General features: G+C 41.8%; 23 protein-coding genes. 13 read left to right on the top strand and 10 right to left on the bottom strand.

Annotated features, from left to right (window positions below):
- Positions 1 to 74 precede the first annotated feature (74 nt).
- Together LI82_RS05605 and LI82_RS05610 are read left to right on the top strand one after the other, a co-directional pair.
- Entirely contained in the window at positions 75 to 1,871 is a 1,797-nt protein-coding gene (locus LI82_RS05605) for a zinc-ribbon domain-containing protein (protein WP_048194014.1), read from the top strand.
- A gap of 136 nt (positions 1,872 to 2,007) precedes the next feature.
- A complete protein-coding gene (locus LI82_RS05610; RefSeq protein WP_135607242.1) occupies positions 2,008 to 3,396 on the top strand; it encodes a tetratricopeptide repeat protein in 1,389 nt (462 codons plus the stop codon).
- 122 nt (positions 3,397 to 3,518) lie between these two features.
- On the opposite strand, the gene LI82_RS05615 is transcribed toward LI82_RS05610, so the two are convergent.
- Positions 3,519 to 4,865 carry an MATE family efflux transporter gene (locus tag LI82_RS05615; protein ID WP_048194018.1) on the bottom strand — a complete coding sequence of 449 codons (1,347 nt, stop codon included), beginning with the start codon at positions 4,863 to 4,865 and terminating at the stop codon, positions 3,519 to 3,521.
- A 249-nt stretch (positions 4,866 to 5,114) separates the two neighbouring features.
- On the opposite strand from LI82_RS05615, the gene LI82_RS13360 reads away from it, so the two are divergent.
- Positions 5,115 to 7,166, top strand: a complete 2,052-nt coding sequence (locus LI82_RS13360) for a formylglycine-generating enzyme family protein (protein WP_052402753.1) — start codon at positions 5,115 to 5,117, stop codon at positions 7,164 to 7,166.
- A 98-nt stretch (positions 7,167 to 7,264) separates the two neighbouring features.
- Positions 7,265 to 7,657, top strand: coding sequence for a thioredoxin family protein (locus LI82_RS05625; RefSeq protein WP_048194020.1), 393 nt, complete (start codon positions 7,265 to 7,267; stop codon positions 7,655 to 7,657).
- 141 nt (positions 7,658 to 7,798) lie between these two features.
- Here LI82_RS05625 and LI82_RS05630 read toward each other — a convergent pair whose 3' ends face one another.
- Genes LI82_RS05630 through LI82_RS05640 form a run of 3 tightly spaced genes read right to left on the bottom strand, consistent with a single transcriptional unit; the run spans position 7,799 to position 10,469 of the window.
- Entirely contained in the window at positions 7,799 to 9,442 is a 1,644-nt protein-coding gene (locus LI82_RS05630; RefSeq protein WP_048194021.1) for an AMP-binding protein, read from the bottom strand.
- Between the two features lie 36 nt (positions 9,443 to 9,478).
- Entirely contained in the window at positions 9,479 to 9,880 is a 402-nt protein-coding gene (locus tag LI82_RS05635; protein WP_048194023.1) for an acyl-CoA thioesterase, read from the bottom strand.
- Positions 9,881 to 9,890: 10 nt separating this feature from the next.
- A complete protein-coding gene (locus LI82_RS05640) occupies positions 9,891 to 10,469 on the bottom strand; it encodes a helix-turn-helix domain-containing protein (protein WP_048194025.1) in 579 nt (192 codons plus the stop codon).
- 184 nt (positions 10,470 to 10,653) lie between these two features.
- Here LI82_RS05640 and LI82_RS05645 point away from each other — a divergent pair, with 184 nt between their 5' ends.
- From LI82_RS05645 to LI82_RS05660, 4 genes are all read left to right on the top strand, one after another.
- Positions 10,654 to 11,055, top strand: a complete 402-nt coding sequence (locus tag LI82_RS05645; protein WP_052402754.1) for a cupredoxin domain-containing protein — start codon at positions 10,654 to 10,656, stop codon at positions 11,053 to 11,055.
- A gap of 29 nt (positions 11,056 to 11,084) precedes the next feature.
- Positions 11,085 to 12,245 carry a tRNA (guanine(10)-N(2))-dimethyltransferase gene (locus LI82_RS05650; protein ID WP_048194207.1) on the top strand — a complete coding sequence of 387 codons (1,161 nt, stop codon included), beginning with the start codon at positions 11,085 to 11,087 and terminating at the stop codon, positions 12,243 to 12,245.
- 134 nt (positions 12,246 to 12,379) lie between these two features.
- Positions 12,380 to 12,958 carry a helix-turn-helix domain-containing protein gene (locus tag LI82_RS05655; RefSeq protein ID WP_048194027.1) on the top strand — a complete coding sequence of 193 codons (579 nt, stop codon included), beginning with the start codon at positions 12,380 to 12,382 and terminating at the stop codon, positions 12,956 to 12,958.
- A 24-nt stretch (positions 12,959 to 12,982) separates the two neighbouring features.
- Positions 12,983 to 13,672 (top strand): DUF2110 family protein, encoded by a 690-nt coding sequence (locus tag LI82_RS05660; RefSeq protein WP_052402755.1) that lies wholly within the window; start codon positions 12,983 to 12,985, stop codon positions 13,670 to 13,672.
- A gap of 2 nt (positions 13,673 to 13,674) precedes the next feature.
- Here the strand turns inward: LI82_RS05660 and LI82_RS05665 are convergent, their stop codons facing one another.
- Positions 13,675 to 14,409, bottom strand: a complete 735-nt coding sequence (locus tag LI82_RS05665) for a V4R domain-containing protein (protein ID WP_048194211.1) — start codon at positions 14,407 to 14,409, stop codon at positions 13,675 to 13,677.
- 148 nt (positions 14,410 to 14,557) lie between these two features.
- Here LI82_RS05665 and LI82_RS05670 point away from each other — a divergent pair, with 148 nt between their 5' ends.
- On the top strand, positions 14,558 to 15,616 hold the full coding sequence (locus LI82_RS05670; protein WP_048194029.1) for a class I SAM-dependent methyltransferase: 1,059 nt from the start codon (positions 14,558 to 14,560) through the stop codon (positions 15,614 to 15,616).
- A gap of 110 nt (positions 15,617 to 15,726) precedes the next feature.
- On the opposite strand, the gene LI82_RS05675 is transcribed toward LI82_RS05670, so the two are convergent.
- Both LI82_RS05675 and mch read right to left on the bottom strand, forming a co-directional pair.
- Complete coding sequence (locus tag LI82_RS05675) at positions 15,727 to 16,200, bottom strand: DUF2124 domain-containing protein (RefSeq protein WP_048194032.1); 474 nt, start codon at positions 16,198 to 16,200, stop codon at positions 15,727 to 15,729.
- A gap of 63 nt (positions 16,201 to 16,263) precedes the next feature.
- A complete protein-coding gene (mch, locus tag LI82_RS05680; RefSeq protein ID WP_048194034.1) occupies positions 16,264 to 17,226 on the bottom strand; it encodes a methenyltetrahydromethanopterin cyclohydrolase in 963 nt (320 codons plus the stop codon).
- 450 nt (positions 17,227 to 17,676) lie between these two features.
- Here mch and LI82_RS05685 point away from each other — a divergent pair, with 450 nt between their 5' ends.
- The gene (locus LI82_RS05685; RefSeq protein WP_048194037.1) at positions 17,677 to 18,753 is read left to right on the top strand and encodes a uroporphyrinogen decarboxylase family protein; all 1,077 of its coding nucleotides are present in this window, start codon (positions 17,677 to 17,679) and stop codon (positions 18,751 to 18,753) included.
- A 560-nt stretch (positions 18,754 to 19,313) separates the two neighbouring features.
- Here the strand turns inward: LI82_RS05685 and LI82_RS05690 are convergent.
- Positions 19,314 to 19,670 (bottom strand): hypothetical protein, encoded by a 357-nt coding sequence (locus LI82_RS05690; protein WP_048194039.1) that lies wholly within the window; start codon positions 19,668 to 19,670, stop codon positions 19,314 to 19,316.
- Positions 19,671 to 19,818: 148 nt separating this feature from the next.
- The gene (locus LI82_RS05695) at positions 19,819 to 20,058 is read right to left on the bottom strand and encodes a hypothetical protein (RefSeq protein ID WP_048194041.1); all 240 of its coding nucleotides are present in this window, start codon (positions 20,056 to 20,058) and stop codon (positions 19,819 to 19,821) included.
- A gap of 724 nt (positions 20,059 to 20,782) precedes the next feature.
- On the opposite strand from LI82_RS05695, the gene LI82_RS05700 reads away from it, so the two are divergent.
- Positions 20,783 to 21,190, top strand: a complete 408-nt coding sequence (locus LI82_RS05700; protein ID WP_048194043.1) for a DUF6864 domain-containing function — start codon at positions 20,783 to 20,785, stop codon at positions 21,188 to 21,190.
- 167 nt (positions 21,191 to 21,357) lie between these two features.
- On the opposite strand, the gene LI82_RS05705 is transcribed toward LI82_RS05700, so the two are convergent.
- Positions 21,358 to 22,470 (bottom strand): DUF7544 domain-containing protein, encoded by a 1,113-nt coding sequence (locus LI82_RS05705; protein ID WP_052402757.1) that lies wholly within the window; start codon positions 22,468 to 22,470, stop codon positions 21,358 to 21,360.
- A 129-nt stretch (positions 22,471 to 22,599) separates the two neighbouring features.
- Here LI82_RS05705 and LI82_RS05710 point away from each other — a divergent pair, with 129 nt between their 5' ends.
- Both LI82_RS05710 and LI82_RS05715 read left to right on the top strand, forming a co-directional pair.
- The gene (locus LI82_RS05710; protein ID WP_048194045.1) at positions 22,600 to 23,091 is read left to right on the top strand and encodes a GbsR/MarR family transcriptional regulator; all 492 of its coding nucleotides are present in this window, start codon (positions 22,600 to 22,602) and stop codon (positions 23,089 to 23,091) included.
- Positions 23,088 to 24,332, top strand: a complete 1,245-nt coding sequence (locus LI82_RS05715) for a COG1361 S-layer family protein (RefSeq protein ID WP_048194047.1) — start codon at positions 23,088 to 23,090, stop codon at positions 24,330 to 24,332. Before LI82_RS05710 ends, LI82_RS05715 begins: the two co-directional genes overlap by 4 nt.
- Positions 24,333 to 24,342: the final 10 nt, after the last annotated feature.

The raw sequence follows: 24,342 nt of genomic DNA on the forward strand, positions 1-24,342 counted from the left end.
TCTAGCTTTGCTCTGGAAAGAACTAATAGCAATCAAACTTAACATAATATACTAGTTTCCACAGGTGTCCGATCTTGATAGAAAAACACGTGAAAATACTGATATTATTATCCTTTTTAGTCCTGTCATTATCCGCTGTTGGCAGTGCTTCGTCAACTCTGGACTATGGTGTTGTATTCTCAGAGGGTGATTCCTTCTGGTTGGAGGAAGGGTATGTTCTCAACATAATCGATATTGATCCATACAACAACTATGCGCAGATGTCTGTGACATGGAATGGCTATGAGGTCCAGAATGCCATCTACTATGAGGGGGACTATTTCTATTACGACGACGGTCTTATTTCCCTAGAATTTGAGGTATTGGACATATATTCGGATTCATATGTTGACTATATGGATATTGACGGTCTTTATATATTCTATAAGGACTTCCCTCAGGGTGCCATAGTGCTCTATTCCATCCCGTCGGGATATGATGTATATCTCGATGGTTATTATCAGGTTACAAGTGATGGATATACCTTGATACAGTTAAATTATCTGGAACCTGGTTATCATGCAGTAACACTGGAATCTTCAGGATATGAGGGTATGGAAGGCAGTTTCTATGTCTCATCAGGTGAGGTCCAGTACTATTCTGTCTCTGACTTTAGCAGGTCTTCATCTACTGATACTGATAGAATAGATCCCACATTGTATGACGATTACGATGATAGTAGCAATGGTGCTAATGGGGCCGGCGTCCTTTTTCTTATTCTGGCCTTCATCTTTGTGGTGCTATTTTTAAGAGGCATCATTAAGGCACGAAGGCGGAACAAGAAGTCCAAAATATCCGGAACCGGTGGTTCTAGAGTTACTCCATCCGAAAAGAAAGATCGTTACACGAAGATCGCCAGTAAGCCTGAGCCTGTTCCGGGGGAAGTTATTGAAACCAAAAAAGCTTCATCCATGCCAATGGGAGCAAGTGTCGGAAAAGCACCATCTTTGCCTTTGAAGGAAAGTAGTTCTATTGTGGTAAAATCTGCGTTCTATTACCGTGGTGCTGTTCTTCAGTATAAAGTAAAGGTCGAGAACCATACTTCTGAGCCGATAGGTGATATCAGAGTTAATCTTTTCGTACCTGATGTTTTCCTGCTAAAAGAGGCTGAGAAAACTATCTCTATGCTTGAACTCGGTGAAGGTAAGACAGTTACATTTGAGGTCCGTCCTACTGGTGAATGTGGTGATTGTAAGATCTCCGCAGGCATTGATTACTACGATTATAACACAAAGAAGCGTAGCCATGTTGATCTTGAAGGCAAGATGGTAAGCGTAGTGTGTCCGGTGCTTCATGTAAGCAAGATCGATGAACCTTCCTGGAGGTCGGTGGTTACTACCCTGATCTCGGCAGAAGAGGATTCCAAAGATCTTGAGATCCCCGCAGAGAACCTGTTCGATATTTCTACAAGGGTGCTCAAAGACATGAACATGTACATGATCGAGCCGGAGATAACGTCAACACCAAGTCTTTTTACGGGTGTTGCAAGGTTCTATGCTGAAGGTGTCAGCGGTCTGAAATATGCTTCCTACGTTGAAGTTGTGGGCAAGCGCAGATCACGTCTTATACTGAGGGCCTGGGCTGAAAAAGAAGATGCACTTACCGGTTTCTATCATAAGATGTTGGAAGAGATCGAAAAGAGGACTGACATCAAACTTTTCGTTGATGAGGGGTCCATGCAATACAACATAAGAACTACAAATATCACTGACAGCCTCATCCAGCGTTCTACTATCGGTTCGGAGGCAGAGGTCAGAAAGTGTCCAAATTGTGGAAAAGAAGTAAAGGATAATGCAAAGTTCTGTGAAGAATGTGGGGAAAGGCTGGACTGATCGTGTGAACAATTTCTGTTCTGCAAATATTCACCCCTTATTTTTTTTCTTTTTTCACTGAAAAAACATATAACTTATGATTTGATTCTTACATATTGTTTACTTTATATATTTTATAATCTAAAAAGGTGGTTTGGTGTTAGAACATTTAGAATTGGTCATAAAGAAAAAATGTGCCAAAAGAAGAACGCTGCTTTTGCCAGTGTTAATTTTACTTTTATTTACATTATCAACGATTCCTGTAAGTGCTTCTCCTGTAACTGAATGGGTGGCAAGCGGGAATGATATGCTTGAAGAAGGAGATTATGAAGGTGCATTGGACGCATTCGACTATGCTATCAGTTTGCACCAGACACATCCGGCTGCATGGTTAGGTAAAGGGGATGCATACTATTCTCTCGGAAACTATGAGGAAGCAATCGCAGCTTATGACAAAGCACTCCTGTACAATCCGGGTTCTATGGATGCATATGCAGGTAAGGCAGATTCTCTCATAAGACTTGGAAGGTATGATGAAGCATGGTCTATTTATGATGAAGCAACGGTTATGGGTGATGACGATGCCCAGATCTGGTATAGAAAGGGTAGGATCCTTTACGAGTTTGGCCAGTATGGAGACTCCCTTGAAGCATACGACATGTCCTTATCAATTGATCCGGGTTTCGTGTATTCATATTCAGGCAAGGGCTATTCACTTCTTGAAATGAACAGGTATTCGGAAGCTCTCGATAACTTTGAATCGGCAATTGAGCTGAATGAGGATTATCTGGTTGCATGGGTAGGTAAGGGCGATGCTCTCTATGGTCTTGGACTTTATGAAGAATCTATTAATGCTTATGACCATGTGATCTCAGCAGATGCTGGATATGTTTCTGCTTGGTCCGGGAAAGGCTATTGTCTTTATGAGATGGGAAAATATGAAGAATCAATAGATGCTTTTGATGGGGCAATATCTATTGAGCCAGGGTATGTGAATGCGTTAAGTGGAAAAGGTTTCTCACTCTTTGCTCTTGGTGAATATGAACAGGCTATCGAACTATTCGATGAAGCAATAGGGTCAGACCCAAACTATGCAAAAGCATGGGCCGGCAGGGGGGATTCTTACTCCGAACTCGGTTACCCTGAAGAGGCACTGAGTTCCTATGAAAGGTCAGTTGAGATCTTTGCAGGGGATGTGGATGTTCTTTATAACCTGGGTCGTGTACTTTATGATCTTGGCAGATATGAAGAAGCATTAGCTGCCTTTGAATCAGCACTTGAGCTCGAGCCCGAACATTCCCTTGCACTTATCGGTCAGGGTTATACCTTGCATGAGCTTGGTGAGCATGAAGAGGCACTGGAATCATTCGATAAGGCACTGGTTGTTGATCCTGATCACGAAAGTGCCCTCGAAGGTAAGACCATGGTCGAGTCCCAGGTAAAGATGGGCTGGCTGAGAAGTCCACTTTCTATCGCAGTGATCCTGATAGCTTTATCTTCAATTGTGATCTATTTCTATTACAGGAATAAGAAGCAGGGTATGTAATAATTAAAAAGTTGAACAATCAAAAATGTCTGATCATTGTTGAATAATGGAAATATCTCTGCTATTTCCATTTTACTTTTTTTAATCTGATCGATTATTTTTACTTATATCTTTTCCGGAATTTAATGCTTCATCATAGCGATCTCTTTCTTTGTGATGAGTACTGCGACCACACAGGCAAGGAAATCCGAGATCGGGAATGAGATCCATATCCCATTGAGGCCGAAGAACCATGGCAATATGATCACCAGTGGTGGAAGGAATATGATCTGCCTGGAGAGTGTCACAATAAGCGATTCCTTTGATTTTCCCAGTGATTGCAAGAGTGCAGTGGTAACCACCTGGTAGCCGATAAACGGCATCATTAGGAAAGAGATCTTCAGGGCAGTGATGCCCATGTCGATGAGCTGCGGGTCATTGCTGAAAACACGCATGATCTGCTCAGGTATCAGGAAAACTATTACGGTGCTTACTATACACATTGCTGTAACGATATAATTTGATAGGCTGATCGTCTTTTTTACCCTTGCAAACTCGTTAGCTCCATAGTTATATCCTACGATCGGCTGTATTCCCTGTTTTATTCCGATGATTGGCATTAGTGTCAGCATGAATACCTTGATGACGATACCAAAGACTGCGATCGCTACATCCTCTCCATATATCAGCAAACTCTGGTTGAAAAGAAGGAAGAGTGCACTTTCCACCACGTTGAACACGAATTCTGACATTCCGATGGAAATTGTCTCAGACATTATTCCGGTCTCCGGTCTCATGTAGGATACGATCAGGTCCACCCTGCTCATGCTGCTTGCATAATAATAGACGACCATGACACAGCCGACAACTTGTGAGATCACAGTGGCAATCGCTGCTCCCTTTACTCCCATTCCGAACTCGAAGATGAACAGGGGGTCCAGAATGATGTTCGTAATGCTGGAAACCAGCATTATAGCCATTGCAAACTTTGTATTTCCTTCTGCACGGATAGCATTGCTCATGGCTGCAGAGAATGTGAAGAACGTCGTTCCAATGACAATATACTTCGTGTACTCGCTGGCAAAAGGAAGTACGATATCAGAAGCACCAAAGATCTTTAGCATGGGGTCCAGAAAGATCAGGCCAAGAATCGTAAAAGCTACACTGACTGTTACTACCAGTGTTACCATATTAGCAACGGTTCTTTCAGCTTTTATTATGTCTTTTTTGCCAAGTGCCCTTGAGACTATGGACGAACCTCCGATCCCAACTCCCAGAGCGATCGCCATCATGAGGATCTGTACAGGGAAAGCCACGGATATGCCGGCGATGGCCAGCATGCTTTGCTCTCCCAATCCCCTTCCGACAAAGATCGTGTCTACAAGGTTGTATAACGCCTGTACAAGCAATCCTACTATGGCGGGTGCAGATAGTTTGACTATGAGGTTGCCGATGGATTCGTTACCTAGCATTACATCTTTAGTATGCATTCTTTTAGTTCTCTTTCAGGTATATTTGAAGGAATAACCTGATAGAAGACTTCTTGTACTTATACTAGTTGGAACTGTGGAAGAGTTGTTGAATCTGAAGAAGTTAGTTACATATATGAATACTATGAATCTTTTATTATATTATTGAGTATTAAATAATCTAATGGTAGATCAATTAGTGAAGCTACAATCAGGAGGGTAAATTGTGGTGGCTACGTATGGGATGAATGGTATTAAAGGAATAATATCATGAAGAACGAACTTGGAATGGATGTTCCCCCTTTTGTATGCAAAAAAGCAGAAGAAAAGAGATGCCATCAGGGAGTTAAGTACGTTTATTTGGATGGAAATTACGGTGGTGAGCTTCCAGTATCAAGTATTGGTGGCAAGAAGGCTACACGCTTTAATAAAATTGATATTGCAAATGCAAATAAAGTTCATCTGGGGGCTGGCTGGGTTGCATTTACATCCCCCTTAGATGCTGATCTAAATATTCCTCTGGATGGAATCAGCAAACAGATCATAAAACCTGATACGAGTTCTCAATCTACTTCTTCGCTTTCCCCTTTTAATAACACTGAATTGCATTCTATGTTACCTCTGGGATTGAAAGCTACAGATTTTGAAATCAAACTGCATGAAGCAACAAGGATGTGGAGGGAAAATGAAGAGAAAAAGAGAAAACAAAATGCAGGGGATGAATTGCTGAATGAGTTGGATGGGTCAGAGATACCGGGTCTTGAAGATGAATTGCTGAATGAGTTGGATGGGGCAGAAATACCGGGTCTTGAAGATGAATTGCTGAATGAGTTAGATGGAGCAGAAGTACCGAGTCTTGAAGATGAATTGCTGAATGAGTTGGATGGGGCAGAAATACCGGTTCTTGAAGATGAATTGCTGAAAGAGTTGGATGGGACAGAAATACCAAGTCTTGAAGATGAATTGCTGAATGAGTTGGATGGAGCAGAAATACCGGGTCTTGAAGACGAATTGCTGAATGAGTTGGATGGGGCAGAAATACCGAGTCTTGAAGATGAATTGCTGAATGAGTTGGATGGAGCAGAAATACCGAGTCTTGAAGATGAATTGCTGAATGAGTTGGATGGGGCAGGAATACCGAGCCTTGAAGATGAAGTGCTGAAAGAGTGCGATGGTACAGAAAGAAAGCAGCTTGAAGAAGGAAATTCTCATAAAGAGCAGGCTAAAACTTCAAAAAAAGAGCCTGAATTCGATAAATTGAGCAAAATTCATGTTAATTCCGCAAAGAGTCCGTTTTCAGACTCCCAATTCCATAAAGTGCAGGGGGGACCATCAAAAAAGCGGCTTTCCGATGGTCGGTTACGGAAGGAACAGGAAAATACAAAGAGAAAGCATAAGGATGTTGTGAACCCTCATAAATCGATGAAAGTTACTCTGGTTAAATGGTTATCTATCATAATAGCAACCTGGCTTGTTGTTAGTTTCATTGTCATTCCTCTTATTGATGATTCGGAAGCAGTTCCCTCTCAATATCTGGAAGCCTTAGGCAAGAATTCAATTGTTATTGCATCTGAAAATAGTAATGATGATATTTTCAAAGATGAAGAAGTCATGAGTTCGCAGGAAATTCCTGAGAACTATATCAATTCCATTGGTATGAAGTTTGTACTGATTCATGATGGTGAGTTCATGATGGGTTCTCCTGATGATGAAGAAGGCAGGTACTACTATAGGGAGGGGCCTGTCCATGAAGTAATGATCGGAAATGATTACTATCTTGGCAAATACGAAGTTACCCAAAAGCAATGGGCTATGGTTATGGGCAATAATCCTTCTTATGTTGTAGGAAATAATCGGCCTGTTGAAGGAATTTCGTGGGATGATGCACAGGAATTTGTAAAAAAACTGAATTCACTGGAAGGCACGGATAAATATCGTCTTCCATCCGAAGCAGAGTGGGAATATGCCTGCAGGGCAGGCACAAACACCAAATATTACTTTGGGGACGATGAAGCTGATTTGCATAAGTATGCATGGTATGGAGAAGATATTTATTCAGTAGGGCATCTGAATCCCAATAGCTGGGGCCTTTATGATATGCATGGCAATGTCTATGAATTTGTTCAGGATGAATGGCATTCTGGCTATGAAGGTGCTCCGAAGGTTGGAACTGCCTGGGATGAGGGTATTTCTGATATCCGAACCCTGAGAAGTGGCAGTGTGAATGCAGATCCAAGTACCTGTCGTTCTGCCAGTCGTACATCTATCGAGGCTGATATTAGTTTAAACAATGTAGGATTCCGCCTTGTAATGGATGTTTGATGTTTATACAGTACATTTCAGATCAAATTATTGTATAATTTCTTTTTTTGTACATGAATTATTTATTTCATCACTGCCATTAATTATTTGGGGATAATATGCAAGATGAACTTATCGCAGAAGCAACTGATAATAATTGGGAACAAATAGTTGAAAAAGAACCATTGCCAGTAGTTGTAATGTTCTATCTTACTACATGTCCACACTGCAAGGCAATAGAACCTTATTTCCAGGAATATGCCAGTGAGTTCAGTAAATCCTGCAAATTTGTCAGGGTTGATGCAGAACAGAGTCCCTGGACTGCGGAAAGATATGGGGTAGAAGGGACGCCCACGTTCGTATTTCTTTGTGGGGGCACTTTTTTACAGGGTCTTGCCGGAGTATCTCATCCTTCAGCACTTAAAAGCAATATAGAGGATTTCATTAAACATGGGGCCACATGTGCCTCTAACATCACTAAATTGAAGTACGATATCTCTTTATATGAATGAAGGTACGGAATTGCGATGGATGCTAGTAAATCGTTGTAATATTGCGATTGAATAAGAGATTTTAAAATATAATGGTTGGAACAAAACTGTTAAAAAGAATGCTAAAGGGTCATTTGAAGACCCTTTAATAGATGTCTGCGCTTACTTATCCTTGTTTTCCAGTAGTTCCACTGCCATGTCCCGCAGCTTGAACTTCTGAACTTTACCGCTGGCTGTTAGTGGATACTCCTCAACTATGAAGATATGTTTTGGAACCTTGTAGCGTGCGATCTTTGTCAGGCTGTGATCCCGTATATCCTCGGGGGTAAGATTTGAATCATCGTTAAGGATCACGAATGCACCTACTATCTCTCCGTATTTTTCATCAGGGATACCGACTACCTGTGCATCCTTAATACCATCAATTGTATAGAGGAATTCTTCGATCTCCCTTGGGTAGATATTCTCTCCACCGCGTATGATCATGTCCTTTATTCTTCCAGTAATGCGGTAGTAGCCGTCCTCGTCTACTGTTGCCAGGTCACCGCTGTGCAGCCAGCCGTCTTTATCAATGGCTTTTTCGGTCATTTCAGGCATCTTATAGTAGCCTTTCATAACATTGTAGCCGCGGCAGCATATCTCGCCCTGTTCGTTAGGCTTGACGATCTCTCCGGTCTCAGGGTCCACTATCTTGACTTCAATGTATTCCATTGAAGTACCTACTGTACTCACACGACGGTCAATAGCATCATCGGTACTTGTCTGGGTGAACACAGGTGATGCTTCTGTCAGGCCGTAAGCGATGGTAATGTCCTTACAGTTCATGTCATCGATGACCTTCTTCATGGCCTCGATCGGACATGGGGAACCTGCCATAATACCAGTCCTCAGGGAGGACATGTCGAACATGTCGAACATTGGGTGTGAGAACTCTGCGATGAACATTGTCGGGACGCCGTAGAGTGCAGTACATTTCTCTTTTTGTATCGCAGCCAGTACAAGAAGCGGATCGAACAGTTCTATCATTACAAGAGTTCCGCCATGTGTGAGGGTTGCGAGAACGCCGAGAACGATACCGAAACAGTGGAAAAGTGGTACCGGGAGGCAAAGCCTGTCCTCTTGTGTGAACTTCTGCCTTTCACCGATGTAGTATCCGTTGTTAAGGATATTTTTGTGTGTGAGCATGACACCCTTGGGGAAACCGGTGGTTCCTGAAGTGTACTGCATGTTGATGACATCTTCACAATCAAGGGTAGTTTTGATGCGATCCAGTTCGTCGCTGTCGGTGTGTTTTCCAAGAAGCAGCATTTCAGCGGTGTTGTACATACCCCTGTGTTTTTCCTGTCCTATGAAAATGACACTTTCAAGTTTTGGGTATTCCTCACTCTTGAGGTTTCCTCTCTTGCAGGTCTTCAGTTCAGGCACCAGTTCGTAGACGGTCTCAACGTAATCAACGTCCCTGAAATGGTCAACAATTGCAAGTGCCTTCATGTCAGAATGCTTCATTACATAGGCAAGTTCATGGCTTTTGTATGCCGTATTAACTGTTACAAGTACGGCTCCTATCTTTGCGGTTGCAAACATGAATGTAAGCCAGTCAGGCACATTACGTGCCCATATGCCGACATGGTCACCTTTTGTGATCCCTATGGACAAGAGTCCTTTTGCAAGGTCATCGACCCTTTCGTTGAATTCCTGGTATGAAAACCGGAGGTTTCGGTCAGGATAGACAATAAAGTCTCTGTCCGGGTCCTTTCTAACCTTTTCCTCAAAGAACTCACCAATAGTAGATTCAGTAAATAGCATAATATCAGATCCTCTATGTTCTGTTATTTGTTCTTCTCAATCTGCGACGAGGTGTTCACTTAATGATCCTCTGATGTCGTCTGGTAAAGGAACTGACTTTTTGTTGATGAAATCATAATGTACTATAACGGCAGTTCCCCTGGTCTTTAGCTCTCCTTTCTGCCAGGCCTCATGTAGCAATGTGAAAGAACTGTTGCCTATTCTCTGGACATATGTCCTTATTTCAACATCTCCGTCAAAGAACATCTCTCCAAGGAAGTCAAAGTCTATCCTTGCCATAATAAGGTTCCACTTTTCATGGTTCAGGTCAAGGTTTGGGCTGAACATCCTGAATAAGGGATTTCTTGCCAGTTCGAACCATTCCGGAAGTACGGTGTTATTTACGTGGCCAAGGCCATCGATATCGCCAAATCGCGGTGTCACAGTTGTAACGAACATTTTTCATCCCTTAGATTGGTGTGTAAACTACTGCCAGTATCCTTGCTTCACTTTCTGTTGCATGTAGGTCATGTGGCACAACGGAGTCATAATAGATGCTGTCACCTGCGGACAGTTCGTAGTTTTCCTTTCCATATGTCACTTCGATGCTTCCGCTGAGTACGTAGATGAACTCCTCTCCCTCATGGGATGACAGTTCGTGCTCCTCTGCGGTTTTGAAGGGGTGGACATCAATGATGAATGGCTCCATGTTCCTGTCCTGCTTGTCTGCCGCAAGGGAATGGAAATCCAGTGCGCTTTCTTCTGATCTTTTGGATTTTCCGGAAAAGCGAACTACGTTAGATGAAGCTCCATTTCTTACTACGACAGGACCTGTCTGTGGCATATCATCAAGGAATGTGCCCAGGCGTACTCCCAGTGCACGTGCGATCTTCAAAAGAGGCGTCAATGATGGAATCAACTCACCTGCTTCAAGCTTCTTTATAAGTTCCACACTGCTCTGACTTTCTTTGGCCAGCTCTTCCACGGTCATCTCATGATTCTCACGGAACTGGCGTATCTTCTCTCCGACGCTGTTTTTTTCTGTCAATGTATTCACCTCTTTTGCGCAGATCAACGCAAATAAATGGTATTTCAAATTAGAATCGTAACTTAAATAGGTATCTGTTATGGTTTACAGGCAACGTTTATAATATATTGAACACCAAATATCATTGTGAATTCACATGAAAAGTAAAATGCTTATATTGATATTGGTGCTATCCTCTTTTTTGATGGTAGGATGTATCGGGGACAATGGGGATGAAGTTCCTGTCGATAATGAAACTCCTGTAGATGTTCCTGTTGATGAGAACATCTCAGAGGATGGTGATGTTCCTGTTGATGAGAACGGAGATATCATAGAGCCTCAGACTTACATAATAAGGCTTGGAAGGTTGGACCGGTATACTGCCATTCCAAATAATCTTGAGGTCAACAGGGGCGATACTGTTCTCTGGAGAAACGAGATGAAGGAAAGGAAGCTAATATTCCCAATTATTAGTGAAGATGGCCTCTGGGAAGAGCAGAGGATTGCTCCCGGAATGCAATTCAACTACACCTTTACAGAGTCAGGAACCTATGATTTTACAGTTCCTCCATGGAACGCTATGAACCATACCGTTATTGTTAAATGATGGCGGACTGTACATCGTGAAATATGCAGATGAAGAGCACAAAGGTAACCGAAGGTAATACTACGGTCCTTGTACCGGTACCTCCTGAAGGCGTTCCATTCCCGCCATCAGAAGCACCGGTATTCTACAATCCTCATATGGAACTGAACCGCGATATCTCCGTCGCAGCTACTTTAGCATATGCAAGGAGACTGTCATCCCAGAAGGAGATCGATATCTCGGATATACGGTATGTTGATACAATGTCCGCATCAGGTATCCGGGGACTTAGGATCGCCAACGAGGTTGGCGTTTCAACAACATTGAATGATTGGAGCGATGAGGCTTTTGAACTTATTCTTGAGAATATTGAATTGACCGGTCTATCGGAAACCGCGGAAGCCACATGCAAGAACGCAAACGTTCTGATGCATGAGAGGCGTTTTAATATTGTGGACCTTGATCCTTTTGGAAGTCCTGCACCTTATCTGGATGCTGCGACAAGGTCAGTTGTTCACCTTCTTGAGGTCACTGCAACTGATACTGCTCCACTTTGCGGTGCACATTTTAATTCGGGGATGCGAAAATATACTGCTGTGCCTTTGAACAATGAGTTCCATAGCGAGATGGGCGTGCGTATCCTTCTTGGTAAAGTTGCAAGGGAGCTTGCAAAGCATGACAAAGGCATGACTCCACTGCTTTCACATGCTACAAGACACTATGTTCGTGCCTATCTTCAGGTTAAAAAAGGTGCTAAACAGGCCGATAGGTCCCTCAGGGAACTTGGATTCCTGATCCATTGTGAGAAATGCGGTCAAAGGAGATTTTTCCATGGTCTGGCTGTTGCTATCGATGATACATGTCCTTCATGTGAAAACAAAATGCAGATCGCGGGTCCTCTGTGGTTGGGACAACTGCATGAAAAGGAGTTCTGTGATGAGGTTCTGGCAGAGATGGAATCTCTGGATCTTGGTAAGAAAGAGCAGGCAAAGAAGATCATTATTGCCTGTAGGGATGAATTTAACATGCCTTTCTTCTATGATCAGCATCTGATATGCAAAAGGATCGGTATTTCGGCACCTGCGATGGAAGGCTTCATTGAAGCGCTCAGGTCAACTGGCGCGAGTGTTTCAAGAACACATTTTAGTGGCACCTCTTTTAAGACCGATGCAGAGCTTGATAGCATAAATGAGGTCCTTAGATCAATGTAATCCAATAGGATTACACTATCATATATTCTCATATACGATCGATGTACTATAGAAAGTAATATATATCAAATTAGATAATGATTGTTTAATTCGAGAAATATTGAATTATTTATATATATTCAGAGGAGATTAGATTGGCAAAGGAAAATCCGGAATATCTGTTCTTGCAGGAGAAGCCAACACTTGCTTTATTGGCTATTTGGTTCTATGGAAGAACATATGCCTCTGTTATTACAAAAGAGATCAATTCCACATTCGCACACACAACAAAGATACTGTCAAGAATGGAAGAGGATGGTCTTGTAGTATTTTCTGTTGAAGGGCGCATCAAGTATGTTGAGTTGACCGAAAAAGGTCACAATGTTGTTTCTCTCCTCAAGGAACTTGTTGTTTCTCTGGGTGGAGAGCTTCCGGATGAATATGATCTTGAGGGCAGGCATGAAGTTAGTGAAGCTGAGCTTGATCCTACTTCTGCTGAGATCCTGGATCGGATCAAAAAATTGCGTATCAAGGTTGAGAACATTTACAAGGAACTTGTGGATTCTGATGCTGATGTCGAGACTTCTAAAAGAAAACTTGGGCCATTTAGCCGTGAACTGGCGATGATAAGTGATGTGATCGATTCTTCTGAAACACCCGTTAATGACGAGGTTATCAGTGCTTTTGATGCTACAAGGGAAGTATTCCTATCCCTTCTGAACAAAAACGGTTAAATGCTTGCTGTTCAATGAGTAGCCATGGAAACAGCAATCTTAACTATCAAAATATACGCTAATTTAGAACGTGCATTAAGCTCCGCGGCGTTCATGCTGGAAAACGAGCTTAAGGATATTGATGCCACTGTCGAAGTTTCCGTAAATTCAGAAGGCTGGCTTCAGGCAAATGTTTCAGGTGAGGATGAAGTATTTGCGGCCAATTTCCTGATCGATAAATACGGAACTCCTGTTGTCAAAGTGGAAAATACTGTTGCCTACAAAGGCTCTATTTCTTCAATTGATGATGATGGAATAACTGTTGATATCGGTACTACTGTAAAGCTTCTGCCGGAGGCTCTAAAAGCTCTTGGTGTGGGTACAGTTTCACAGATCGCATCCCGCTTTGGCTTGATCCCGCATCTTCCTGTTTCTGTCAGGATCGAAGGGCAGGATGGTATTATCACAGGTCGTTTTACTAAAGACCAGCTCGATCTTTTCTGGGGTTGGAAAAAAGCTGCAACAGACAGGTTGATCGTGAATTCTGTGACACGATCTGAACTAAAAAGTGCCATCAAGAAGAAGGGTCATGGTAGGGATATCTATGGCATCGAAAGGATCGGTCTGCTGGAAAGTATAGTTGTCTGCCGTGAGAAAACCGATGGTCCGGGAATTGTGGCTGAAATAGGTCCTCTTTTAAATGCAGAGATTGGTGTAGTAAGAGGTACTCGTTGAGTTTATTGCATTACGAAAAGGCAGTGGTCATCGCCATTGCCATGACATTCTATCTCCACAAGATTACACTGCATGTTAAGTTTCTGGTATATTATTCCCTGGAGAAGTCCTTCACTAAAAGAGCAGAGTTTTTGTCCGATGTCAGGTGCGCCTTTGCACACAAAGCAATCATCGATCTGTATTGCAAGGGGGTCATAGGATGGGACAGAAAGGTATCCAAGCTTGTGTGTCTCCCAATAATCTGCGACTTCTTCAAAAAGCCCCTCAAGATGTGTGCATGTAAAATTTTCAGCGACCCGTATGCCGACATCCTGTCCGATGGTTTCCATTATTGGCCTGTGGTTAATGCCCTGGGCCTCAAAGCCGCTTTGAACTGCATGAAGAATAGATGTTAAAAGTTCTCTTTCACTATCAAAAGTGGTAGTAAATTTTTTCAGTGCCGCATGGTAGTGTTCCACGATTGGTTTTTGTGAACATGCTGCATACTGGGAACACATCACATAGGTCTTCTTGCGTTTGTCCTTTGGATCGATCCTTTCTTCAAGAAGGTTATTTTGCTTAAGGTCACTCAGGTGCACGGAGATCGTGGATTTTGCTTTTCCTGTATACTTAACGATCTCATCGAACGATCTTGAACTATCTTTCAACAGCTCCATTATCTGGAGCTTTACCGGACCCTCAATGGCAATAATGCCATCCCTGTTTGAAAATAGTGCAGTGTGACCTTCGCCTTTCATATTTAGTAATTGCTCAATGGATATATAAAAGTTCGGTAGTATCCGAATGAACCTCTGTTTCTCTCCATATTCTGCCTGTTCCAGGCACACATATCCACCTGTCTGACCGTTAGTTTATTTTCCTCCTACGATAGATTCAGGCAGGTCTATGAAAGCAGTAATAGTTCGTGTCAGGGATGTGGAAAAAGTAAAGAATGAACTTATTTCCATAGGTGTTTTGGATAGAGATAGAAAGATAAGGATAGTTGAACATCCGGATGGCAAATTTGCTGAGATCCCGGTAATTTCTGGTATGGACCTATCTGATGTTGATGGATCATGTATTAATGGATCAAATATTAGTGGATTTGATATTGTTGAGCAGGATGAGCCAGATTTCTACCGTTCTACTATGTCCTTAAAAGAGCATCTAAGTGGAACAGTCCCTGAAGAACTGATCGAACGTATTCCATCAGGGTGGCAGGTACTCGGTGATATTGTGATCGTGAGCATTCCTGAGGAGTTGCAAAGCTACAGGAAGGACATCGCAAGTAAGCTCCTTGAGATCAATCCAAGGTGCATGTGCGTATTGCAGGACTTTGGTATCAAAGGCACTTTCAGGGAACCTGAGCGTGAGATCATCATCGGAGAAGGTACAGAGACCATCCAGAAGGAGCATGGATGTTCTTTCAAGCTGGATGCTACGAAGATCATGTACTCAAAAGGCAATCTTGCTGAAAGAAAGCGCATGAGCAAGCTCGGAAAAGATGAGGTAGTAGTGGACATGTTTGCGGGTATCGGTTACTTCTCGATCCCTCTTGCAGTCCATGGTAAGCCCAAAAAGGTCTATTCCATAGAGCTGAATCCGGTATCCTACAATTACCTGCTTGAGAATATACGGCTTAACCACCTTGAAGGGATCGTTCATGCAATTAATGGTGATTGTGGTGAGGTCACACCACAGGGAGTTGCTGACAGGGTGATCATGGGTTATGTGGGGATCACTCATCACTATCTGGACAAGGGCATAGGAGCAATCCGAAAGGAAGGTGGTATGCTCCATTATCATGAAACCACTCCAGAGGTCCTTATATTTGAGCGTCCAATTCAGAGGATTAAAGATGCTGCTTCTGCTCTTGGCAGGGATGTCGAGATACGCGGATGTCACCGTATCAAGAAGTATTCTCCTGGCGTCTGGCATGTTGTAGTGGACGCTTTCATTAAGTGATAGCACAGCTATTATTAATACCGTTCCAACCGATGGTGGGGAATCGAGAATAAAGAATTGTAAGGGCAAAGAAAAGAAATGTGAAAAAAAGTATAAGGTGTGTCCTTAGTTCACACCTTGATTGTACTTATGGATATATCGGAATCAATGACATAGTCAAAGTCTATTGGTCCGATCCAGCACTGGGTCTCGAACATTGACTGGAAGCATACTCCTATAATTGTTGTATCCTCAGCATTCTCAAGGACACTTTCAAGCGTATCTCTCATGTCATCTACGTCGATCTTCATCTTTGGCATTGCCAGTCCGCCCAGAAGGACGACGGTGTCTGCGTGATGGTCGATCTCATCGCCGATCTGCATGCCGCTTGGTGTGGATACGATTGCCTTTGCTTCGTGATGTCTGATGTCCGGGATGAATCCGACCTCGATAGGCGTATCCCGCAGGACGTATGCCATCAGTTCTGCAAAAGGGGTACAAAATCCGGCTGTTCCGATGAACATGATCTTCTTTGAATCTTTTACAATACCTCTGAAGGATGTAAGCAGACCGCCAATTCCACTGGCATTATTAATTACTTCCATGATTGCTCCGTTAAAAAAAGAGGTAATACAGCCGGATCGGCTGTATGTTCAAGTTAATTAGATTTATACGTTCTTGATACCGAAGGATTCGAGCAGAATGCCGGGGTTTGTGCGTCCGCTTGTGAATGACTTCTTGGTTGCAACATCGTTGATTGTGATCTTTGCAGGAGCGAACATACCAGCATCGACCTTGAAGAAGTCGAAACCTGCTTCCTTGAAGGTTGTGTAGAATGGCTTACCGAAGTCCCTGGAGGTGTTGGATGGTGCCTTCTTCACGAAGTCCTCGAGCTTCTCTGCGTCTCCGAAGTCAACGGTGTAGTAGGTCTCACCACAGTAGATGATACAGTCATTGGTTGAACCCATGCACTTTGTGTCATCTCCGACGATAGGTGCGATAGGTGCGACACCGAAACCGCTCTTGATGGTGTTGATGTCAAAGCCGATGGACTCAAGTTTGTGGATACCTGTCTCAACAACCCTTGCGGAGATCTGTACTGATCCTGCGATTGATGAGGTTGGTGCAACTGCGATGTAAACATTCTGTGGGTCAACACTGCAGTGTTTTGCGATGTACTCAACGATCTCTTCGGTTGGGAGCTTGTCGGATTCCATTACGAGGACTGCTGCATCTGCATCGTCCTTGTAGCCGATCTCTTCGTAGAGCTCTTTTGGCTTAAGGCCAAGGCCTCTTGCAGGACCGGAGCCCATGCCGAAGTAGTCACCGACTGCAATTCTCCAGCCTGCGTACTGGGATGCCATACATGCGATGGTAGGGTGGTCTGTAGCAACCTGAATAGCTGGTACTGGAAGACCGTCCAGATCGACCTTTGTGTATGAGATCTCTGCAAGGTCTGCAAGGCAGAGGCGTGAGAGGTACATACCTGCATCATAGCCACCCTCAACATTGACACCACAGTCAATAATGGTAGCGCCGTTCTCAAGTTCCTTTGACTCGACCTTGATCTCTTCTTCCCAGTCTAACATCTCATCAATAATTGCTAATCCCTTTTCGTTGACACTTATCATATTAATCACTCTACACGGTTTGGTGTCAATGATTGGGTTGGTTAGAATATGAATTTATCGGTATCTGGGAAGTTAATGGATAGTGGTTTTTATTTTTATGTTTACTGCTGAGTAAAATTATGCAGAATATAAGTGAAGCTATAGTCGTTGATACATGCTCTTGACACTAATGTAAGTAAATCTTTGTTTTTGCTAAGGTCTTCTAAAGTACCTTATTTATGAAATTATGGAAGCTCTGGAGCTGAGATTTTTTAATTATTATTGGTCATTTTTCTGTACTAATCGAAGATTTGTATATTTTTCTAACACTCTGATTTATTAGGAAGTTAAACAGAGTTCTTATAGGTGATATTTTGGGGGATATTAGTTTTTAGAATTTAGATAACAAATTATTGTAAATCTTCCAAAAGCTAAAGCCAAAACAGTAGTCTATAAGGGGGGCAATATATAATGGCACAGAGGATGACATCACCTGAACGGATGATGGCGGTTATGTCCGGACAAAAACCGGATCGTGTACCTGTGGTTCCTTTTGCTTTGGGATATTCTTCAAAGATAACTGGTGTATCTCTTGGTGATTGGTATGCAGATGGAAACAAGTGTTTTGAAGCCCAGTTAGCTTCAATGCGGCTGCATGGTTATGAAGAGACACCGATGTATGGATATGCTTCTTGCGGTGCCTGGGAATTTGGGGGGAAAATAGGTTTTCCTTATGGCAAAGGACAGGGTGCTCCCTATGTCATAGAACACCCTGTGAAGAATGTTGATGATATTGAAAATTTAAGTGTACCTGACTTCAAGGGTGAACTACCAGGTGCATACAAAGAGGCGGATAAACTAGCTTCCAGATGTTCTGAGCTTGGTATGCCCGTCTCTATACAGGTAGGCAGTGTATTTACAACTGCGTCAGTTGTTGCGGATACATCTGAGTTTTTGACCTGGATCATGATGGAACCCAAAGCTGTACACGTATTACTTGGTAAGGTAGCGGATATGTTCATCAATGTTATAGATTATTTTGCAGACAAATATGGTGCAGAAAACCTGCTTCCTTTCGATGGAGGGCCATCTGAATCCAATACTATGATATCGCCGGATATGTTTGGGGAATTCGCATATCCTCACATGAAGAGAATTCATGGTCATATGAAAGATCTGGGAGTACATTCTGTACTTATGCATCCGTGTGCAAACCAGAATGGTAATATCCCTTACTATGTAAAAATGAGGGATGAGTTGGGATGGTCTGGAAAATATGTATGGCTTTTTGGTCCGGAGACACCTGTCAAGAGTCAGGTAGAAGCATTCGGTGACCATGATGTTGTCTGCGGCAATGTGGATCCGTCACTTTTCATTACCAAATCATATGATGAGTTAGTGGAAATATGCAGACAGAATATCCTTGAAGGAAAGGATTCTCCATCAGGCTTTATACTGGCTCCAGGGTGTGAATTCCCTGTTGGTGCATCGCCGATCAAATTGATGGCTATGATGGATGCTGCCGAAAAATATGGCAGATACGAATAAATGGGCATTATGAGCAATGCTCATTACATCCTTTTTCATTTTTTTCAAAATCCTATAATTAAATATTAAAAGGAAATCGTTGTCAAAAATAGTTTGAGTATCTGTCATATTCATTTTTTTAACTTATCAGTCTTCCCTTAAATCGATATGATGTTTTCTGAAGATCCCTATACAAAAATGAACGCCAGGAAATCGGAAAAGTCTTGATTCATTCAATGTATGAATTATTAATATGTTCTAAAATTGTAATGCTGGTAATGAATCTTTGTATGGTATTCTTCGCACTTCTAATACTGTTCTTCATCTTGTGGAAAAGGAGGAAGACTAGCTCGATCAGGATTATCGGTATCTGATATTTTTTGATAGATATTTATAGTATCGTTATACATGATTTCGGAGATGATGTATTCTACAAATATATGCTCGATGGTGGCGGATTACATGAAAAAAGCTAAGGTTGGTATGCTATTTCAGAAACTTCTCAGCTTCTTCATTGGGCATACTACTCTTCAAAGCAAGAACAAAGTCCTTATAATCGTATTGAAGTGATAATTTATATTTCACATTCCCACTACAGCAGATGGTAAATAGCCATCAACTGCATCCAAGACATTCCAAAAGGCCTTTGCATCCTCAAAATTATCAAAGAAAAAAATCTTATCATGGTATGAGGTTATAAAGAATGTTACACCAAAAGTTATCTCTTGATCGTAGGGTATGGGAGCTTCTCCTCCCATGTGGCAATACTCGATATATTCCGTGACTGGCTCCACAAAAAGTTTTCCTTCGGGTGAATACTTTCCACCATGACAGGAAACACCTTCTTCACTTTGGAATTTTTCGTAAGCCTCAACAGCTTCTTCAAATTTGTCATTTTCAATTCCAAAGTTCACAATCTCTATCTTCTGTTCTCTCATAAATTTCATCCCTTTCTGAGAACATGTAGGTTTATGTGCATATATATTTATTTGAGTATTCGAATAATTATATACTAATTCGTTTTATTCTATTTATTTTAAAGTAACCTTGAACTTAAGTTTTCATAAAATGCAAATGGTGGCTATCTCACCAATAACGTATCCCTTCATTCCTTCTTGCCTCGATGTCTTCAATATCTTTGATTGTTTGGGATATTTGTATACTGCTTTTTAAGTATGATCTAATGAATGCAGAATCACCAAAAAGTTCCTTTGCTGCTTCCGGATTTTCATCAATTGCTTTAAGGTGCTTTGACAGACCCTCAATGGTTTTGTCAATTTCACGCTTATCCGAAATCCCTAATAATTCACGTATCCAATCTAACATCGTATTCATCCCTGCAATTCAACTGTTTTTATTCACATCACTATCTTAACTTCATTGCATCTTTTCGTTTTTTATTGATAGCAATAGAATCATCCGTCTATTTTTGATTCTTTTGCCCCAAAGTAGTAAATCTACATTTAAAGCTTTTGAAGTGTACTCCGTAATGTTTCTTTTTTGGAATATCTATATCCTTATAAGATTATATGGCGAGGAATATATTCGAACCTCAAGCTTCCACCAAATACAAATGCTGCCTATCAGGACAATACATATTCAACTCTATCTTCATCTTCTGAATTCGATAACATAATACTTCGCAGCAACTCCAAAATGTTTCTTTGGTAACTTACAGAACTCAGCATTCGTAGTGCCATCATACATGTAACTGGTCATCTTGTGAAAGATACAAAACACATTTTCTCAAAAAATAATACAAATAAATAATAGCAAAAAAAGAAGGATGCTATTACATCCTCCTTTCATGTATCTTCTTCATATTTTCCTTTGGTGCTCTGTAACTCCCATAAATGAAATCTCACTTTTGCAAAGTATTTGATAATGCCTACTGTTTTGACAAATCTAATCTGCAATCAACATCTTCCACTAACTCCATAGTTTGAAGCGTAACAAATATATCATGCAAAATTATAATTTATATGTGGTGGAAAATATCTATCAATGTTTGATGGATCTTTTAATAAGAAATCATAGGTGAGGGTAAATTATGCAGAGCATTGCTATTGAATCAGGTCCTGTTAGAGTAATATCATCAGGTACGGTTATTTCTTTTGATAAGAATCCAATCGAGATAACGATGGGAGGTTCGGGCAGATGCAAGGTTATTATGATCTTTCATGATGAAGAAGGAGAAGGCAAATCATTTGTCAGGCCAAGAGTTATAGGTTCCAGGACCATTGAATTAACATTTGTTAACTTCAAGGATCCTCTGGGTTCAGGGAACGTAAAGCCGATCCATTTTGCAACTATTGGTGGGCTTACTATATTTATGAATTACAGGATATATTCTTATTTGGATAGTGATAAAACAGTTCACTATACATTCTATTGTTCACAGGAAGACTCCTTGGATAAAGTGCATACAGAAGGCTTCAATGAATGGATCATTGAGTGATCGAATGAATTGGTCGGTGGATAAATTTACTCTGAATTTATGAGTTGATATGCAATTGCAGGGATGGCAGGAACATCCCTTGCAGGTCGCAGCTATTTGTGTGGCATGTGGGCATATACTCATATGCCGTTTCTGTGATACTCAAACATTGATTTCAGTAACTTCTGTTATAGATTCTCTGATCGATCTTCTATGGCTGTATCCTCTTCCTCTTTTCCTATTCTTATGTCTTCTTCCTCATTGATCTGTTGCATATCAAAAACAGGCACTTCTACTTCGGGATACCACTGTTGTAGGAATGTGATCATGTGATACTTCATGAATACTCTTCCAGGCAGAGCGATAAATGCCAGCAGAAATATGAGGAAGGCCAGTTCGATCAGGATTATCGGTACGAGGAAAATCCATATGGCGAGATCTGATCCGGGCAGGACTGTTGAAAGGATAAAGTATAACAACAGGTCTGCAAGCAGAAGGAACAGACCCACTGCGATCATCACTATCAGCATGAGTATGCCTATTATGATCGCAACGGCAATTCCGAGAATAATTCTTCCGAACCAATAACCGATTATTTGCTTCCAGTCTTTCCTGAACTGTCCAAAGACGTTGGCAAATGCGCGGAAGATGCCGGTCTCGGTGTAAATGGCAACAGGGATAGAGAGATTAACAAATGAACTGATGATGCCTCCGATTATTGCTACCACCAGAATTATGCCGATCAGCAGGAAGATTGCGGAAATAATGGCAACCATTATGGTCTCTTCTAAGTTCTGGCCTGAAGAGGCTATCAATGGCAGTACAATTGGAAGGGCCATGGTTACAATGATGGCAAGCAGAAGAATACCTACCAATAGCCTGAATGCGAATAGTCCCAGGCCTTTTCTAAGGTACTTGCGGGAGTATTCCCAGAATTTTACTTCGTTGCTCACAAGGGAGTCAACGAATACGAATTCCATCACGCTTGAGACGTATGAGAAGAATAGGATCAGGGCAAATATGAGGAGTATTATTGCGATTATCAATCCCAGTTCCGGGGCACTGGTGGGGATCTGGTCGGCCAGTCCTCCGAACGAGTCGGCGAATCCTTCGAACGGACCTGAATCCTGAAGGTTGTAATTATTGGATGAGTAGCTATTACCGCCACCACCTCCGCTTCCGCCGATAAGCATAACGATGATCACAAGTTTCATCCATTTCCAGAAATCAAAGGGTTCAAACAGGCATTTCTTTGTTCGGGATACTGCTTTATCCACAGCTTCGACTACATACCAGTCCATATGTCTATATATCGCAAGATCGCATAAGTAGTTTATGATGTAATGTCTATTCTTTTACTATCGTAACATATATATTACACATTTACAATATCTATTAATTACTGGAAATAGCAAAAATAAGGTATTGAAATGGAAACTGCAAAGAAAGAATTTCAGAATCTTGTATACCAGAGCATGAAGTCCTACGGACTTGATGATCTATCCTCTAAGTTACTTGCAGCACTTTATTCCGCACCTGATCCACTTACCCTTGATGACCTTTCTAAAACTACCGGGTATAGTTTTTCAGCGGTTAGCGCGGCAATGAAACTACTTACCGGAGTAAAATTGGTGGAGAAATCAAAGCTTTCCGGTTCCAAGAAATTGTACTTCTCGATTCAGCGGGATATGCTGACACTGAGCATCAATGCGATTAGTTCCAAGAATGAATGCATGGTGGTTCCTGCGCTCCAGAGCCTCCCTTCAATGATAGAAAGGTGCAGGGATAGTGAAGCTGAGGACTCTGAAGAGATGCTCAACATCATCGAGAACTATTACCAGCAGATGGTTGCACTGGAATTGATCTTCAAGAAATTGATCGAATATACAGAAAGTATCAGGGCTGAGGTGAATAAAAGATGAATCCGAAAGTAAGACCTTTATGTTTATTCCTGTTCGTTCTTGCCATTGTTTTAACAGGAGTGGCTGCAGCTGAATTTACCGGCGGGGAGATATGCGTAAACGCAGAGATAAAGGAATTAATTCCCAGTTCGGTAGGCATTGATGAAGAATTCACCCTTGCTATTGATCTTGAGAGCTGTGGTTCCAAAGCCCCTGAGGATATTACTTTTGAAATCATCAGCATCCCTCCTGATATCATAGTCACAGAATCTCTGGTCACCAGAATTGCTGAATTCTCATATCCTACAAGTGAAAGACACCTGGTATACCACATGAGGACAACTCCTGATGCAAACCCAGGTCCTCATATTATCAAGATGAAACTGACATATGCAAATAAAGAGCTTGAAACCACAAAGTATTATGAAGTTGATGTCAGAGTGACAGGTGAGGATGCAGAACCAAGGATCTCTTCAGTCACTACCAATCCTGAATATATCTATGAAGGAGATACTGTCGATCTGACACTGGGTATCGAGAACTTCGGCGAAGCTATTGCAAAATCCGTCTCTGTTAGTGTTGATCATGGTTTTAAAGGGATCAAGAACTCTACGATCGGAACCCTTGACCTGAATGGCAGTCAAACTGCATTGTTCAAGTTCAAGGCAGACCGTGCCGGGGAATTCAACATCCCTGTAATCATAGAATATGAAGATGATTTCGGCAAGCAAAGCGATGAATATGACATTACAATAACCATACTTGACAAAAAAGGAAGCCTTAATCTTGCATCTGTGAAGGTCGATCCTGTTATACCTTATGTGGATGACACTGTCGAGCTGACTATGAGGATCGAGAATTCCGGTGACAGGAAAATAAATTCGATAAGGGTCTATGCCGATCATCCATTCATGGGTTTAAAAGAATCCTTTATCGGAACCCTTGATCCTAATGAGGATGGTCCTGCAGTGATCACTTTCATAGCTGATGAGGCAGGGGAATACGAGATCCCTGTTACCATAACCTATATCGATGATTTTGGTGAAGAACAGGTTGAAACGAAGGTCAGCATCATCGTAATGGAAAGCAATAGCGGGGTAGGATCAGCTGTGCTCGTCCTTCTCGTCCTGGCAGTTATTGGAGGATTGGTCTACTATAATTACAGGACAAAAAGGTCAAAGGATGAGATTATCAAGCAGTTAATGGAAGGTAGCAATAATTCTGCTGGTAAAAAAGAAGATGAAGGGGAAGATGAAGAATAAGAGGTCTCCA

Source organism: Methanococcoides methylutens (assembly GCF_000765475.1).
Classification (GTDB): Archaea; Halobacteriota; Methanosarcinia; order Methanosarcinales; family Methanosarcinaceae; genus Methanococcoides; species Methanococcoides methylutens.